General features: G+C 40.8%; 16 protein-coding genes. 8 read left to right on the top strand and 8 right to left on the bottom strand.

Features of this window, described 5'->3' with window-relative positions; translation table 11 throughout:
- Positions 1 to 44: 44 nt before the first annotated feature.
- On the top strand, positions 45 to 1,373 hold the full coding sequence (locus IQ259_RS07390; protein WP_193883155.1) for a peptidoglycan-binding protein: 1,329 nt from the start codon (positions 45 to 47) through the stop codon (positions 1,371 to 1,373).
- A gap of 72 nt (positions 1,374 to 1,445) precedes the next feature.
- On the opposite strand, the gene IQ259_RS07385 is transcribed toward IQ259_RS07390, so the two are convergent.
- On the bottom strand, positions 1,446 to 1,772 hold the full coding sequence (locus tag IQ259_RS07385) for a type II toxin-antitoxin system RelE/ParE family toxin (RefSeq protein WP_193883153.1): 327 nt from the start codon (positions 1,770 to 1,772) through the stop codon (positions 1,446 to 1,448).
- The gene (locus tag IQ259_RS07380; protein WP_193883151.1) at positions 1,756 to 2,019 is read right to left on the bottom strand and encodes a hypothetical protein; all 264 of its coding nucleotides are present in this window, start codon (positions 2,017 to 2,019) and stop codon (positions 1,756 to 1,758) included. The genes IQ259_RS07385 and IQ259_RS07380 overlap by 17 nt, the downstream gene beginning before the upstream one ends.
- 139 nt (positions 2,020 to 2,158) lie before the next feature.
- On the opposite strand from IQ259_RS07380, the gene IQ259_RS07375 reads away from it, so the two are divergent.
- Positions 2,159 to 2,608: a SufE family protein gene (locus IQ259_RS07375; protein ID WP_193883149.1), complete on the top strand. Its 450-nt coding sequence runs from the start codon at positions 2,159 to 2,161 to the stop codon at positions 2,606 to 2,608.
- A 255-nt stretch (positions 2,609 to 2,863) separates the two neighbouring features.
- Here IQ259_RS07375 and IQ259_RS07370 read toward each other — a convergent pair whose 3' ends face one another.
- Positions 2,864 to 3,811 carry a hypothetical protein gene (locus tag IQ259_RS07370; RefSeq protein WP_193883148.1) on the bottom strand — a complete coding sequence of 316 codons (948 nt, stop codon included), beginning with the start codon at positions 3,809 to 3,811 and terminating at the stop codon, positions 2,864 to 2,866.
- Between the two features lie 658 nt (positions 3,812 to 4,469).
- Here IQ259_RS07370 and IQ259_RS07365 point away from each other — a divergent pair.
- Complete coding sequence (locus IQ259_RS07365) at positions 4,470 to 5,387, top strand: alpha/beta fold hydrolase (protein WP_193883146.1); 918 nt, start codon at positions 4,470 to 4,472, stop codon at positions 5,385 to 5,387.
- A 257-nt stretch (positions 5,388 to 5,644) separates the two neighbouring features.
- Here the strand turns inward: IQ259_RS07365 and IQ259_RS07360 are convergent, their stop codons facing one another.
- Positions 5,645 to 6,100 (bottom strand): DMT family transporter, encoded by a 456-nt coding sequence (locus IQ259_RS07360; RefSeq protein WP_193883144.1) that lies wholly within the window; start codon positions 6,098 to 6,100, stop codon positions 5,645 to 5,647.
- 104 nt (positions 6,101 to 6,204) lie between these two features.
- Between IQ259_RS07360 and IQ259_RS07355 the strand changes: the two genes are divergently transcribed.
- On the top strand, positions 6,205 to 6,708 hold the full coding sequence (locus tag IQ259_RS07355) for a MarR family winged helix-turn-helix transcriptional regulator (protein ID WP_370568010.1): 504 nt from the start codon (positions 6,205 to 6,207) through the stop codon (positions 6,706 to 6,708).
- 140 nt (positions 6,709 to 6,848) lie between these two features.
- Here the strand turns inward: IQ259_RS07355 and IQ259_RS07350 are convergent, their stop codons facing one another.
- Positions 6,849 to 7,508, bottom strand: coding sequence for a DUF1294 domain-containing protein (locus tag IQ259_RS07350; RefSeq protein ID WP_193883142.1), 660 nt, complete (start codon positions 7,506 to 7,508; stop codon positions 6,849 to 6,851).
- Positions 7,509 to 8,341: 833 nt separating this feature from the next.
- Between IQ259_RS07350 and IQ259_RS07345 the strand changes: the two genes are divergently transcribed.
- Positions 8,342 to 9,019 carry an ATP-dependent Zn protease gene (locus IQ259_RS07345; RefSeq protein ID WP_193883141.1) on the top strand — a complete coding sequence of 226 codons (678 nt, stop codon included), beginning with the start codon at positions 8,342 to 8,344 and terminating at the stop codon, positions 9,017 to 9,019.
- 95 nt (positions 9,020 to 9,114) lie between these two features.
- Here IQ259_RS07345 and IQ259_RS07340 read toward each other — a convergent pair whose 3' ends face one another.
- Together IQ259_RS07340 and IQ259_RS07335 are read right to left on the bottom strand one after the other, a co-directional pair.
- Positions 9,115 to 9,819, bottom strand: coding sequence for an actin-binding WH2 domain-containing protein (locus IQ259_RS07340; protein WP_193883139.1), 705 nt, complete (start codon positions 9,817 to 9,819; stop codon positions 9,115 to 9,117).
- A gap of 22 nt (positions 9,820 to 9,841) precedes the next feature.
- Positions 9,842 to 11,395: an NAD(P)/FAD-dependent oxidoreductase gene (locus IQ259_RS07335; RefSeq protein WP_193883137.1), complete on the bottom strand. Its 1,554-nt coding sequence runs from the start codon at positions 11,393 to 11,395 to the stop codon at positions 9,842 to 9,844.
- A gap of 130 nt (positions 11,396 to 11,525) precedes the next feature.
- Between IQ259_RS07335 and IQ259_RS07330 the strand changes: the two genes are divergently transcribed.
- Together IQ259_RS07330 and IQ259_RS07325 are read left to right on the top strand one after the other, a co-directional pair.
- Entirely contained in the window at positions 11,526 to 12,020 is a 495-nt protein-coding gene (locus IQ259_RS07330) for a hypothetical protein (protein WP_193883135.1), read from the top strand.
- A gap of 198 nt (positions 12,021 to 12,218) precedes the next feature.
- A complete protein-coding gene (locus tag IQ259_RS07325; protein WP_193883199.1) occupies positions 12,219 to 12,548 on the top strand; it encodes a DUF6464 family protein in 330 nt (109 codons plus the stop codon).
- A gap of 71 nt (positions 12,549 to 12,619) precedes the next feature.
- Here the strand turns inward: IQ259_RS07325 and IQ259_RS07320 are convergent, their stop codons facing one another.
- Positions 12,620 to 13,006: a nuclear transport factor 2 family protein gene (locus tag IQ259_RS07320; protein WP_193883133.1), complete on the bottom strand. Its 387-nt coding sequence runs from the start codon at positions 13,004 to 13,006 to the stop codon at positions 12,620 to 12,622.
- Between the two features lie 131 nt (positions 13,007 to 13,137).
- Here IQ259_RS07320 and IQ259_RS07315 point away from each other — a divergent pair, with 131 nt between their 5' ends.
- A complete protein-coding gene (locus IQ259_RS07315) occupies positions 13,138 to 16,338 on the top strand; it encodes a GAF domain-containing protein (protein ID WP_193883131.1) in 3,201 nt (1,066 codons plus the stop codon).
- The last annotated feature ends 347 nt before the right edge of the window (positions 16,339 to 16,685 follow it).

The following is a 16,685-nucleotide window of genomic DNA, read 5'->3' as shown; positions in this document are numbered from 1 at the left end:
GGAGCAAGATTAAGGTAGCATTCCTCTATTTACCAAGGATTTTTATGAGTTGGCAAGAATTTGTTGAAGCTGTAGCACAAACAGAGATTGAATTTCCGCAACTAGCAACAGCCTGTCTGGCGCAAGCGATTCTAGAAAGTGGACGGGGAACCAGTGATTTAGCGAAACTACATCAGAATTACCACGGGATGAAGTGGCGTAAAGAATTGCAGGGTATTGCTCAGTCTGTTTACTATTCGACAAACAGTGAGCCTACAGGTGGAGATACTTTTTGTAAGTTTGCGAATGCAGTAGATGCAGTGCATGGCTATTGGCGTTTTGTTGATCGTGCGCCCTACAAAGGATGGCGTGACCATACAAACAGCGCCGAAGATTTTTTTGCTTTCATCGGCCCTATTTGGTGTCCTCCTGGCTATACAGACACATGGAAGACTCGACATGGTGGGTTGGTTTATCACAAGTACATTATGGAAAAATTATACAATGAAGCGCAGGAACTTCTAGAAAAAGCGCGTCAAACCCAGTATCAAGAACTCAAGGAAGGAAATAGAGGTGAAGCAGTTAAACTTTTGCAGCGGGAACTTAACGAACATCTAAAGGCGGGACTGAAAGTTGATGGTATTTTTGGCTCTATGACCAAACAAGCAGTCATGGAAGTTGAAAAGCTGTTTAGCTTGACAGTCGATGGTATGGCTGATGTTGATGTATGGAAAGCACTACAAACAATAAAACCTCAAATTATTGATAAACACTGGATACCATTTGCACAACACCCGTTTGATATCCCCACAAAGTGGACTTATGAACAGGGATATCCACGCGGTGCGGTAGTTCACTTCACAGCAGGACGTGATAATCCCATAGGTACTTTAAAATATCTTGGTGAAGTTGGTTTTCCCTGTCTAGTGATGGGTCGTGATGGTGTTATTTACCAAGGGTTTCCGTTAAATAGAGGTGGATCTCACAGTGGTACAGATCACCATAGATACAGCGTTGGGATTGAGATAGTCGCGGCTGGACGTTGCGAACCTGTGACAGTTAATGGTCTGCGTAAATTTAAAGCTTGGTTTCATAAGCTTCCCAGCGAATATTTTAATGAATCAGAAATGCGCTATGTCGAACATAATGGTTCTCGACGGGAAGGATGGTATCACAAGTACACCCCGGCGCAAGAAGAATCACTAATTAAATTACTGTTATGGCTGAAGTCACAAGCACCTGATGTATTTTCCTTTGATGATGTTAAAGGTCATGATGAATGCTGTGATGAAGGTGGAAGACCCGGAGCTAAAAATGATCCTGGTGGTGCTTTATCTATGACTATGCCTGAATTTCGGGCTTTGCTGAAGCAACAGTACGGTGAATCTTTGTAGAGCTTGGTCATAGACTTGATCATGGTGAACGCGATCGCTCAAAATTATCACCTTAAAATCTTGAATCTTACCTTACAGCTCCTCTAGCTCATCTAATGTCAGTGGCGCTTGAGAACTGTGGCGCACATACAACACATAAACAGTTGTATCTCGAATCGTAAAAAGCACCCTGTATATGTTTTTGGATTTTCCGTGAAGAAGTTGGCGAACTGGCTCTGAAAAAATTTCATGTTCGACTGCTAAAGCACAGCGTTGGGGCTTATCTTGTAGAGTAGCAATAGCATTCATCAATTCTCGAAACCAACTATCAGCAAATTCAGGATTACGCTCTCGATACCAGTAGTAAGCTTGCTCTATCTGAGTTTCCGCAATGGGTGTAATCTCAACCTGAAATGCCATACTTTTGCTGCATTTGTTGGATGAAATCTTTAATGGGGCGGGTTTGATCTGTGTTAAGTTCCTCTAAGCCCTGCTGAATACCTGCAATTGTCTCCAATTTATCAATTAGCTGGCGTAGTTTGCTGGGATCTATTTTGTCAGGATCAAGAAATGTAACGAGGACTTGTGAGCGATCGCTAACGTCTTGTGGTAGCTCGTTAAGTTGAATTTGCCCATTCTGATAAATTCCTTCGATGGTTTTGATCATGAGTTGCAATCAGATTGATGTTTTTTTATTATACATTTCCTATTTCTAGAGCTTGGTCATAGACTTGATCATGGTGAACGCGATCGCTCTCTAGATAATTTACACTCAAGGTAAGACCGAATTATTTGCAGCTTCTGTTATGTCTTCCAGTTTAGATTCTTTGCCACCTGCACTCGCTAAAATCGTCCAGCGCTTTCAACGCGCTTCCGAACCCAAGCGGCGCTATGAACAACTCATCTGGTACGCGCAGAAGCTTCCAGAGTTCCCAGAAGCTGACAAAGTACCAGAAAATAAAGTCCCTGGTTGTGTTTCTCAGGTTTATGTCACCGCAACCTTGGATAATGGCAAAGTTGCATTTCAAGGAGAATCTGATTCGCAGTTAACCAAGGGATTAGTCGCACTGTTAGTTGAAGGCTTAAATGGGCTAACTCCTACAGAAATTGTCCAACTGACACCAGATTTTATTCAAGCAACTGGTTTAAATGTCAGCTTGACACCTTCCCGCGCTAACGGTTTTTACAACATATTTAAAACCATGCAAAAAAAAGCGTTGGAATGTAAGTTAGATACAGATAAAAAAACAAAATGAGCGGCTGATTTTTTATAGGAAAAAAGCCTAGAATGATTGCTAGACAATCATTCTAGGCTTAAGTTTTTCCAATTTCATAATTATTTAATCCGCATTAATATCTGCGGAATGCGGGATCAAAGCATTTAAACTCAACCCTACTAAAATGGATAAATTTAATCACTAGCTGGGCTATGATAGCAGAATGTAGCGTTGAGTTTCACTAGCTGAAAATCTTGTTCTGATTAAGTTGTAGAAAATACCAAGATTTTTAAGCTAACCTGCGGAGTGTGATTTTAAAACAATTCTGGCAATAGATTTGATGTGATGTTTGATTTTTTGAATCATGTATATGACCGAATCTAGCCGATATTTGAATTTTGAATGAATTTCCTTCAACAATGGAAAATTGGACTTTTCTGTTGGGTTTTGTCCCAAACTTTGTAATTTTAGTGCTTCGCGAGCATATACAGGATGTTGAAGCCAATCACCCGCAAAATGAACAATGGCCGGTGATACTATTTTCTCATATTTTTGAAAAGTACATTTGCTATTGATTACATCTACATCTAGAGATCCTCGAATTCCTACAGGAGTTCGCATCATGCTACCAGAATCTGAAAACATAGTTTGGTTATGCAGTGTCATAGCGATCGCCACAATTGGTTCATCACAAGGCCCATCACCACGCCAGACGTTAAAACCTAGTTTTTCCCAATTAGCTAAAATACTTCTTGTTGTATCAAACATTGATTGAGCAGTTTCGCTTTTATCAAAGTAATAGAGACCGCCATTAAATTTCGGCAACTTAGTCAAACCAAAATGATTTAAGATAAAGTCTAAATCTTTGATGTATGGGTCTTGCTCACCAAAGGTCAGATAGCGCTCACCTGGAAGGCTAAAGCTTCTATCTTGAAAAGCTTCAAATATAAAATTAATGTCTCTGACCACAATCGAGTCACTATCAACGTAGAGAGTTTTTTGAAATGGAGAGTAAATATCGAGATAGAGTTTCTGCTTCATATTTCCCCCATACTCTGGCTGAAAGGGAATTAAATGATCAAAAAGTTTTTCCAATTCTGGGTCTTCTTGACAGTCAGTAACAATAGCGCAAGGAATAGTGGGAGAATGTAGACGTAGAGAACGCGCTAAAGTTTTGGCCATGTTAATAAACTTTGGCTTTCCATAAGCGAAAGTAATTATGCCTTTCTCTAAAGTGTTCATGTTTAGTTACCTGCAAAACTTTAACGATATTTTGATGTTGTGCCGAATATAAATTCTCAATCATGCGACCGTTTGAATCATTAGGGATGTGTGCGCCTCAGCGCGTTTGCACCATGCTTAAAGTAATTTAGCACAAATTTACTCACTGTTCACACAATTAGGATTTGATTCAGAAAACTTATCCACAAGGTCGCTGTAAATTTTGTGAAAGACCTAACAAACAAATAATATTTCCCTGTATAAAATTCCAGGCAGAAACATAGCCAAAAAGCTCGCCTTGGACTTCCATAATCAGCATGTAAAAATCATTCAGCAGTAGTAAATTTATCAGTCCGTTTTTTTTGATTGTAGGGGTACAGTCCTGCAAGAGAGTTGAGCATTTCTATGAAAAGCTCAAAAACTTAAAACCCAGTCACAGCAATAAATACAGGCTATCCTTAGATTTTATTTATTATTCTGTTCCATAAAATGAACTGAAGAGCCGAAAAATTTAAATGTGAGCTATAGAAATTTTAGTTGATTTACATACTACTTTTGAAAGCAGGGAATAGGGTGTAGAAAGTAAAAATTAAATTTGTTTGTAGCTCCTACATGGCTCGCTATATTACTAACTTTCTGTCTTATGATTGACTGTTGAAAATAACCAAATTTGAGTCCCATGTCTACCAATTTATTATCAACTGATGATGCTGCGGAATTTGGTGGAGTAGTTCAAGAATTTCTCTGGAATTGGGAGAATCAATCTTTGCGAGTGGTTTATGAAACTCTTGGTCAAGGTTCACCACTATTACTCCTACCAGCTTTCAGCAGCGTTTCTACCCGCGGGGAAATGGGCGAATTTGCTAGGTTACTAGCACCCCATTTTCAAGTTGTCGCCTTAGATTGGCCTGGTTTTGGTGAATCTTCTCGCCCTGGTTTAGATTATCGTCCAGAGTTATATCAGCGATTTTTGGCTGATTTTGTGCAATCTGTTTTTTCTACTTTTTCTACAGCAATTACTGTGATTGCGGCTGGCCATGCTGCTAGTTATGTATTGCAATTAGCTGTTAATCAGCCCAGTGTTTTTCACAAAATTGTTTTAGTGGCTCCTACTTGGCGCGCCCCTTTGCCAACAATGGGGGCCAATCCCCAGATAGCTGGTATGGTTAGGGGATTGGTGCGATCGCCAATTGTTGGTCAAGTCTTCTACAAACTCAACACCTTGTCATCTGTGCTAAATTTCATGTACCGTCGTCATGTGTTTGTAGATACAACTAGACTGACACCCAGTTTCATCGAGAAGAAATGGCAAACAACCCAAAAACCAGGAGCGCGATTTGCCTCGGCTGCTTTTGTGACTGGTAATATTGATGCAGTACATGAGCAATCTGAATTTTTGGCATTGGTGCGCGCTCTCTCTGTACCCCTGATGATCGTAATTGGCGAATCCAGTCCACCGAAATCACGCCAAGAAATGCAGGCTTTGGCTGACTTACCAAGAGTCAAAAGCGTTACTCTTCCCGGCTCCTTGGGAATGCACGAAGAGTACCCAGCAGCAATTTTAGCAGCAATCCAAGATTTTTTGTTTTCTGTCTAAAGATAACTGGGAACAAGCCGGAGGTGGAAGGGACATAATGCAATGTGAGATTTATTCTTAAAACCCTCTTCACAACTCTCTCCGAAGCAGCTAGGGTGTACACACAAACCCTGCAACGTTATTGTGTCGCAAGCACTCTTTCGCCAGGAAGTTGCGGAAGAGTGCCAGATAAAAGCCTTATCTATAAAGCTTTTTAGCTAAGTCATCAGATTTTTTCTTAGCTGCTTTCTTGATTGAGAGTTTGGGTTGCTATTCAATTACCGCTTTGCATAGCCAACTAAAGAAACGCCCAAAACCACAAATACAACTCCTGCAATGCGTGTTGGACTGGCTGCATACTTAGTGAGTCCGATCGCACCGTAATGATCGAGGAAAAGTGCTGCGATCATCTGACCTGCGATCGTGAGTCCGAGTGCAAGAGCAGATCCAATCTTGGGTACAGCAAAAATGGTTGACCAAACATACAAAGTACCTAAACAGCCGCCAATCCACATCCACCAAGAAGTTTGCGAAAGGGAAGTCGAAGCAGGAAGTGGATAACGCGCCAAGAAGCAGATAACGAGCGATGCTAACGTACCTGCAAAGTAAGACACAAACGTGACCTGCATTGGTTCACCCACATAGCGCCGCAGCAGTGTATTAAGGGCGACTTGAACAGGTAGAATACCGCCGCCAGCGAGTGCCGCTAAGAGATAAATCGTGCGTCCATTCATCTTCAGACCTCCCGTTTCATTTATCTTGAAGCTAAGATACTTAATAGCAAGATTATAGCGATTATTTTGATATCAAGATACTTAGTGTTAAGAAACTTAGATGAGTGAGCAGCACAATGGAGTTTGATCCAGTCGATAAAATTTTGGAGCAATGGCAGCGAGAGCGTCCTGATTTAGATGTTTCACCGATGGGCATCATTGGGAGGTTAGGGCGGTTAGCCAAGCACTTAGAACGAGCGCTCCAAGAAACTTTTTCAGAATTTAGCTTAAATGTTGGAGAATTTGATGTATTGGCTGCGTTACGTCGTTCTGGTCAGCCATATCAGCTTTCACCAACTGAGTTATTTAATACACTGATGGTTTCGTCCGGTACAATGACACATCGCATTGATCGCTTAGAGCAAGCTGAACTCGTAAAGCGTATTCCTGATTCTAGCGATCGACGGGGGACGCTAATTGAGTTAACGGATAAAGGCTTTAACGTGATTGAAAAAGCTGTTGAAGCTCATGTTGTGAATGAACACCGTGTCCTTAGCGTTTTAGAAGAATCAGAACGTCAAGCCCTAGCTCATTTGCTTCGTAAGCTTTTAATTTCATTTGAGGAGTAGCAATCGAGAATAATGTCAGGTTCGTTGAAGCCGTTGATAGCTATGGTGAAAAACTTACTAAAAGCCATCGTCTCATAGACTTTACACCTGTGCAAAAAATATTTATATATTAAGTTTTAAGCTGGATAAGGATTTCATATCTAAACTTGTGTAATTAATTTTGTTTTAATAATTATCCAAACTAACCAAAACACAATATGAAAAGTTACTATTATCCAAAACACAACTTGATAAGAAACTTTACTACTTTTGTGATGCAGTTTCCGTTGTGCAACGAACGCACCTAACCAACCACCCATAAATTCGCATAGATGCAAAGTCTTCTCAGGTACTCTCCATTGTTTTTGTTTTGCACGAAGTTTATCATCCCTGTAGAGTATAAAGGTAATTAAACTCATAACCGGATAAAGGATTAGAGGAATTCGGTTGCCGGTAGTTAATGCAAGATGAATTGAACCTAACCCAGGTATTATAGATAGAAGCAAAGTCTGTAATACTAATGATAAATATTTCGCTCTAGGCTTAGATGTAAACTTTGTTGGTGCGGCAGAAGATGAGGAGTAAGGTATAAGTTTTGATGTATTCTCTTTTAGAGAAGCATTGCACGCGCGTACTTTGCCGTCTTTATCAACGGTGATTTGATAATAAATAAAATCACCAACTTGGGGACGACGATTAAGGTGTTTAAATGCTGTGATGTGAAGAAAGATTTTTTGGCTATTACCGCTAGTTTGTATAAAACCAAAACCTCGATCATCCATCCATGTGGTTAGTTGCCCATTATGCAAAACAGGTTTCATGAAAAATTCGTATGTCTATACTTGCTTTTAAACCGTACTTGTGCAAACAAATCTGTACAATTAATACCGTCATATCTACTTCAAATTAAATGAATAATGGTGGGCTATACCCACCAAAAAAACGAGTTATTTAATTTTTAGCTTATAGTAAATATTCTCTGGTTTGATGATGATTGATAAACATTTCCATGTCATATTCAATATTATCTAAGATAATTGAAAAATTAGTTCTGTCATATTCACCCTCACAAAAAGTTTCCATATACAAGTTATTGCCTAAATTATCAATATACGCCTTCATGAACATAAATAATAAGTTCAATTCATTGACATATTCTAAGAGATTAACTCTACTGGTATTCAGGTCACAAGAGTAAAGAATTCTAATTAATACACCTCGATTTGGTATATGCTTAACTATCAAACCATGCTTTCTGGAATGACGGCATAAGAGCAACTCATTTTCTTCGTCAACATGATATCCATTAAATTCTAAATGATTACGATATCTTACTAAGGGGTGAGCTACAGAATCACCTATATTGATTTCGGACATGGGTTTTAACCTCGCAAATTTTTCAACCAATTAGGCTGGCTAAACTTAGTATTCCCGCTGAGACAGCATTTATAAACCAAATTTTGAGACAGCTAGGCGACATATCTCTATCAGCACTTGTGCATAAAGATTAACAGATAAGACTAAGTGTAAGGGTATAAATGTCAGCAGTGTTGGGGAACTATGGCGCACATGTAACATATAAAAGGGATTGTGCCAAGGTGCCAGCGATCGCCGCATAATTAAGAAAGATTAAGCCATAGTTAAAAAACCCAAAATGAGCCAAACAGCCCTAAATTTAGTAGCTATATCCGTCTTTCTGATGACTTTATCGGTACTGCTGGGGCCATTAATTAACTTATCGCCCACAGTACCAGCACTAGCCACTTTCACCATCTTGGGAATTGCCACCTTAGACAATTTTAGTTTGCAAGGAAAAGGTGGAACTATCTTGTTAGATTGGATTGCGGGATTTTCTAGCGAACACCGCGATCGCATTATCCACCACGAAGCTGGACATTTTTTAGTAGCTAACTTGTTGGGTATCCCCGTGACTGGCTACACCCTCAGCGCCTGGGAAGCCTGGAAACAAGGACAAGCGGGACAAGGTGGTGTTGCTTTTAATGATGGTGAGTTAGCCGCACAACTAGAAAAAGGTTCCATCAGCGCCCAAATGTTAGACCGTTACTGCACAATGTGGATGGCGGGTATTGCAGCTGAAGCTTTGGTATTTGAACGTGCTGAAGGTGGCAGTGATGATAAAAATAAGCTGGCAGAAGTCTTAAAAATTGTCGGTTTTTCGGAGTCAGCTTTTCAGCAAAAACAACGGTTTCACATCCTTCAGGCAAAAAATCTCTTAGAAGAAAATTGGTCTAGTTACCAAGCCTTAGTTCAAGCGATGCAGCAGCGTGCTTCTGTAGCAGAATGCCAAGGTGCGATCGCTAACGCTTCGTGAACAAAAAGATCCCCGACTTCTCAAAGAAGTCGGGGATCTGAGCAAGCGCGATTTTTACAAATCAAATATGAATCCTATAGAGGATAAATACACTATTAATTGATGCCCAAAAGATAGCTAATAGCTTGAATTACACCCAAATAGAAATTACCTTCTCTTTCGCGGAATAGTTGAAAGGGATGATTAGGCGAACCAAAAAAAGGTCTGAGAGTCCAACCTAGTTGACTACCAACAAAAGCATAAAGAAACAGCCAAGATTGTAAGATTCTCTTGCGAGTCTTACCACCTTCATCATCTTGTTCTATAACGAAATTGGCTGCTTGGTATAAAGCTGAAACACCAATAAAACCCGTGATGGCAAAGATCAATACATTCAATACAAGTATAAATTGGTAGTTATTAGTGGTGAGTAAGAAAAAAAGAGTGATTGGTGCAAAACTAAATAACAGCACACTCGTGACGGCAACTGCTGTGAGTACCAAGACGAAATGCTGTCCAAAAGTGCGCTTGGAGCCAAAAATAATATTAGAAAAAAACAGTGTCGGTAGACAAATTAGTAAGGTAATTAAATAGAGTGCTGGTAATTTTACAGCAGAAGAAACAGCTTGCATCCAACTATGAGAAGAACCGATAATTCCTCCATAAATGGCAATAAAAATAGAACTACAAACCAGCAAAGAAATTATCTTACTTGGTAATCTAACTCCTTGGCGCACATCTTCTAAAAATCCTTGGCGATCGCGCAATAAGCCAATCAACACAGCAAAGTATTTAATTCCTACCGATTTCCGTTCAATCATATTATCCTCACACACATATTATTTAACTTTCATCACAGTAATCAGCACCAGAACCATATTTCCACCCATCTACCAAGCGATGCCAGTAATATTGTTGTGAATTTGGTTGGTTCTTAATCCATGTTTCTAACATTGGACTAAGATTAAACAAGGCAGTGTAAACACCTAAATTTCCATAATGCACCATCCAATCAAGTAAGTTTGCTAAACCAACTTGTGGGATTATCTTGGCAACTAATCCAGGATGAGATAACCCAGTTTTAATGAGTGTTTGTGTTAAAGCTGAAAACTGCACCACGTCTTGCAAAAATGGCTTGAGGACTGGATTACCTAGCTGTTGCATTTCTTGAAATACCGCCGAAAGCAGCCGATTAATTTGCTCTGGGCTGATATTTTGGTTTACACCCACACTCATGGCCTTTTGAAATAACCAAGTCACACTCAAATTTGGTTGATATGGTTGTAGTAGTGACAAAGCCTGTGCAGATAATTGATTTGTTTGCAGTGCTTCTTCAACGCCGAAAGTTAAACGCTTCAGGTGACGCACCATCGCCCCAAAACCACCAAAACTTAAGGGCGATTGACTACCACTGCTATCTCCTACTGGTAAGATACGATTCCAAGCTGTTTTGAGTGGATTTTCGCGGTAAGTGGGAAAGAAACCAAACAACGCCCGTTGAAATTTCAACGCTGGCAATTCCACCCCCTGATATTCTGGCAGCAGGCGGAGATACTCTTCAAATAGTTCTTCTAAACTCAAGCGTTGTGGATGTGCATCCATGTAGGTAAATAAATAAGTGGTTCGTCCGTCTTTGGCTGGGAAAGCTTCCCAGAAGTATTGACACTGATTCTGCAAGGATGTGAAAGATAACAACAAATCACCAGATTGATTTTCCGGAAAACCTTGAGCGCAACTTCCCACAACTAAACACAAAGCATCGGGTTTTTTGCCTTGACGTGCTTGGCGGGTGATGGGAGAAAGATGTCCCATTGCATCGATGAGCAATCTAGCTTTAAATTGCTTATTTACTATCACTCCATCCGGGTGAACAACTGCCTCATTAAAAGGTGTATTTTCTAATAACTGTCCACCAGTAGCGAGAAATTTGGTTTTTAATGTTGCTAGTAAATATACTGGATCTACGCCTATATTGAGGACATTTTCTACCCAAACTTCTCCTCCATCGTGGAAACTTACTCTAGCTGGGTTATATTGAGTAGCGATCGCTTGTTCTAACTCTTCAGCCGTCAGCAAGTTTAATTGCAAAAATACTTCTAATTCTTGGCGCGAAATATTCCATTCTTGCTCTCGTCCCTTTAATATTCCGCGCTCAATTAACGCCACGCGTAATCCGCGTACTGCTAAGGCACAACCAATTAAAATGCCTAAAGTACCACCACAAACAATTGCATCCCAGTCTACATTACCCAAATCTTGTTGATTTTCCTTAACCACCGTTGTTATGGGTGCAGTGTTTTCTCTAATAGATGTCAGGATTTCATCGGTGCGACGTAACCCGCGCAGCACATCACCAGGAAGTTGAGAAAGAATTTCTTCAGTTAGCGAACTAGACATAATAGTGAATTCCAGCAGAGTTCTTACTCATGATCGTATCTTTGCTGAATTATGAAATTAATATTTAGTACAAATGTACTAAAATGCTGCTAAAATGCCTAACAAGCTCAGTAGCATTATTTAAGGAACTATGAAAAAAATCGAACACAGTGACAACAGTTCCATCTTACGCGCCTCATCTTTATCACAGTCGGCAATCATCCCGCTACAACCGCAAAAGGAAAAGATGATCAGTGGTTGGGAGCGTTTAGTGGCGCAAGCGCAAACAATCAATCAGATGGCAGCTGAGTTAGAAACTGAGATTCTAGAGTTGAAAGCAATAGCTAGTGCTATCAACAGTCAAACAAATTATTTGCAAGGAAATGCTAAATCGCGCAAAAACGTTTGCAAGTATTTGGCAGTTAGTATCCCTTGGGTGAAACGAAAGTCAGATGAGTCATTCATTCTGACAACGCGAAAAGTTGATTTATTCCGAGCAGAACGAGAAGCTGCATCACTAGCACAGAAACTCAGACAGCAAAGTAAAAGCAAAAGATTGGCAGCACAGCGACACAGGAACAATCAGGGTAAGGCTGATGCTGATACAAATAGCTTTTTTTTGGGGGTGCTAATCAACAAATCTTAAAATTATGAAGATGAAACTGTAGTTCACCCCATCGGTTGTAACGGTTATGCTGATTGAAGTGGCACTGGTACTTTGCCAAAAAGTACTAGATGCCACACTGCTGCAATCCAGCGAAACGCCCTAATAGTTGCATTCTGGCAACAACTAGAAAGCAATATCTGGGACGATCAATCAGCGCGTAAAAGGGGTAAAAAGAAGGTGTTAAATATCAAGACACTTTTGGTGATTGCCGTTGGTTTTTTACCGTCCTTGTTTTCCCTATGGTTAATCCGTAAAACCCATTTACGAACACGGGCGCAGCTGAGACAAGCAGCCATGAATTTTTCCGCGTCACGGGACAGACAAAATATCAGACCGATGGATGGCGATCGCTACTACTTAGAAGGGGTAGGATATCTTATTGGTGACATTAGCTGCAAATTTAATGCCCGTTCTGGCTATATGCGTTGTGCTGTTAACCCCTGTGGCCCTTGTCAAGGTTGCCGTTACTACGAGCCAAAAGAATTGACTGGTAGTGAACAAGCTTGAGGATTAAAAATTTAATACTGATGCGATTCAAATCTCTCAAGCAAGATTATTTTGCTATGACCGACTCTACCTTAGTTCATTGCATCCCAAATGATTTTAGTATCCGTAAATTGCCGGAATCGACACACCTTGCCATGATCAATATCGTACACATGAGCCGCCGGAGAGTGGAATGATTTCCCAGACATCTGATGGCAACCTGTATAGCTACCGATGACAATGATTGTTTCTCCTGCATCTAAATACTGCTCAATGTCAAATGACCATGATTCCCAATCATTCTTGAAAGCTTTGAAAACGCCTTCAACTACAGCTCCTGCCCCTCGGTAAGTTCCACCTCTGGGAAATCCTTCGTTTTGAATCCATTCAATATTGGGAGTGCAAATTTGGATGAAGGCATCATAATCCTTCTGGCGGAAAGCTCTGTATAATTCCTTAATAACGTCAAGATTTGTCATGTGAAATCCATATAAGTCCTGTGGAAATGGGAAAAATTTTTCCAATCCCATACTTGCTTTTTGTTGCCAAGTGTAATTAAAAAATTCAAAAAGGGAACACTGAAACTAAGTATTTCATTTCCCGGCACTTTATGACAACAAATGATGATGGTGATGGGTCAAAACTATTACAAGATTGCCATAAACAGCTACAGCTTGCAGTTCAATATCAAAAAATCTTAGCGAGAATTTTAGCTAAAATTCGGGGATCTGCAAACTTAGAATCCCTATGTTCAACTTCTTGTCAAGACATTTGTCGGCAGTTAAAGATTGAGCGGGTGGCAATCTACCAGTTCAACTCTGACTGGAGTGGTAGTTTCATCAATCGTTTTGGCTTTGCAGAACAACCGTGGGATACACTGATTGCTTTTGGGCAGGACTTGGTGTGGCAAGATTGCCATTTGCAAGAAACCCAAGGAGGGCGATATCGCAAAAATGAGCCGTTTGCGGTGGCTGATATTTACGATGCCGGTCACGCTCGTTGTCATGTTGAGGTGTTAGAACAGTTTCAGATTCGGGCGTATGCGATCGCGCCTATTTTTATCGGTGCAAAACTGTGGGGTTTACTGGCCGCTTATCAACACTCTGCTCCGCGGCAATGGTATCCTAACGAAGTCGAATTTGTCGCCCAAGCTGCCAGCCATCTCGGCCTAGCCATGCAGCAAGCAGAAATTCTCGAACAAACCAAACAACGCACCGCAGAACTGCAAGATGCGATCGCCAGGCAACGCGCTTTAACAGAAGTGGTAGGAAATATTCGCTCGTCTGTGAATACCGAAATTATTCTCGACACCGCTTGTCAGGAACTCTGCAAACTCCTCAAGCTAGAACGGGCGGCAATCTATCGCTTTAATGAAGACTGGAGCGGCGAATTTGTGAGTAATTTTGGCATGGTAGAGGCGCTGTGGGATAGAATTCATCCTTTTGGCAAAAATCTGGTTTGGGAAGATACCCACCTGCAAGAAACCAAAGGTGGGCGCTACCGTAATAATGAAAGTTTTGCCGTCAATGACATTTACCAAGCTGGACACTCCCGTTGTCATATCGACATTCTCGAACAATTCAAAATTGGGGCTTATGCCTTAGCCCCAATTTTCACTGGGACAAAACTATGGGGACTCATCGCCGCTTATCACCACTCTGGTCAGCGCCAATGGGCAAATTACGAAGTTGAGTTTTTGGGACAAGTAGGAGCGCAATTAGGTGTTGCGATTCAGCAAGCCGAGAATTTAACTCAATCAAAACAACAGGCTGTTGCTTTACAAGAAGCGATCGCTCGGCAACGTGCCTTAACAGAAGTAGTCGGAAAAATTCGCTCCTCCCTAGATATTGATTTGATTTTGAAAACCACTTGCCAGGAAATGTGTAAACTGCTGCGAGTTGAGCGAGTCGGCGTTTATCGCTTTAATCCAGACTGGAGTGGTGAATTTGTCAGTAATTTTGGCATGGTTGAAGCCCAGTGGGACAGCATCAATCCCTTTGGTAAAAATCTTGTTTGGGAAGATACCCATCTGCAAGAAACCAAGGGTGGACGCTACCGCAACAACGAAAATTTTGCTGTTAACGACATTTTCCAAGCCGGACACTCGCGCTGTCATCTGGATATTTTGGAGCAGTTCAAAATTCGCGCCTATGCTTTGACCCCCATTTTTGTCGGACGAAACCTGTGGGGCTTGCTGGCTGCCTATCAGCATTCTGCACCGCGCCAGTGGGATAATGTGGAAGTGGAATTTTTGGGACAGGTTGCCAGCCAACTGGGAGTAGCATTGCAAAGTTCTCAAATGGTGTCCCAAATCCAAACTCGTGCGGAGGAACTGCACCAATCTGCTGAACAGCGCCGAATTTTATTTGATTTGGTCGTTAAAATTCGGGAATCATTGGATTTAGAGACGATCCTGAAGACCACAGTACAGGAAATCCGGCGATCGCTGACAGCAGATCGAGTCGGGATCTTTCGCTTTGATCCGAATGTTGGTTTTTGCAGTGGTGAATTTATCGCTGAAGATGTGTTACCCAAGTTCGATTCTGCCCTTGCTGTCAAGGTGCAAGACTATTGCTTCGGCGACCATTTTGCCCCGCAATATCGTCAAGGGCAAGTGCAAGTAATATCTGATGTCAACAGCATTGGTTCCAAAGTGCCACATCTGGATGTGATTGAGCGATTCCAAGTCAAAGCGCAGATTGTTGTTCCACTTATGGAAGGTGACGAACTGTGGGGATTGTTGTGCATTCACCAATGCACCCATGCACGTCATTGGGAAGAAGAAGAACTAGAATTTGTCAGCCAAGTAGCAGCTCAAATTAGTGTCGCCTTGCGACAAGCCAACTTATTCCAACAATCTAGTTTGCTCGGTCAAACCCGTGAAGAAGCAAATCAATTAGCTCAGGCGCTGAATGAGCTACGCACTGCCCAAATGCAAATTATCCATGCTGAAAAAATGGCTAGTTTAGGGCAACTGGTGGCGGGAGTTGCTCACGAAATTAACAACCCAATTAATTTTATTTACGGTAACTTAGAACACGCCCACCAATACACGCAAGATTTATTGCGTTGTGTCGAGCTTTATCGACACTATCATCCCAATGCTGCACCAGAAATTCAAGAGTTTTTCAAGAAAGCTGAAATAGATTTTTTGTTTGACGATTTACCTAAATTATTTCAGTCTATGCAAGTTGGGAGTGAGCGGATTTGTGAAATTGTCACCTCGTTGCGAAATTTTTCCCGCCTAGATGAAGCCGATTTTAAAGTAGTAGATATTCACGAAGGCATTGACAGTACATTAATGATTTTGCAACACCGCTTGAAGCCTTCAGGCGATAGTCACACCATTTATGTCAGCAAAGATTATGATTCATTACCTTTGATAGAATGCTATCCCGGTCAATTGAATCAGGTATTTATGAATTTACTATCCAATGCCATTGATGCGTTAGAAGAGCGAAACGCCCAAGCTGCTCCCGAAGTTATTGCAGCAAACCCCAGTGCAATCCAAATTTCTACTTCTGTACTCAATAAAGACTGGATTTCTATTCGGATTGCTGACAACGGACTCGGTATGAATGAAAAAGTACTCTCTCGACTGTTCGATCCATTTTTTACTACTAAAGTTGTTGGTAAAGGTACAGGATTGGGACTTTCGATCAGCTATCAAATTGTGACAGATAAACATAAAGGCAAGATATATTGCCACTCTGAACTGGGCAAAGGCACAGAGTTTGTAGTCGAACTGCCTATTCATCAGGAGACAAATAGACACTCGATAACAAAAGTCAATCTGTTAGATCATAAATAAGAAAAAATGCAAAATAATAGTTTATTTTAGGCTCGTTTATTTTCTTATTCTAAAAGATAGTTTTTGGTTAAACAAACTATCTTTTTTTATGAATAATTTTAGAGGATATTTTAAACACTACTGCTTTGCAGATGTTTCTGTTGTTGAACTGTGTCCAACCCTGTTTCAATCGCATCGTGGTAAGATAAGTTTATTGGTTTCGGATATGTTTGTTGTCTGCCAAGGCGTAAAGGCAGCAAGTATTCCAAGTAGCACCAGGTTCTAAATTTATTTCAAAGATAATCACTTAAGTCAGATATCATAAAGGTTATGCCATGATTAATCGTTAAATTTGGCGAGCCTACATG

Source organism: Fortiea sp. LEGE XX443 (assembly GCF_015206815.1).
In the GTDB taxonomy this organism is placed as follows: Bacteria; Cyanobacteriota; Cyanobacteriia; order Cyanobacteriales; family Nostocaceae; genus Nostoc_B.
This window is presented reverse-complemented; position numbering and strand designations above follow the sequence as displayed.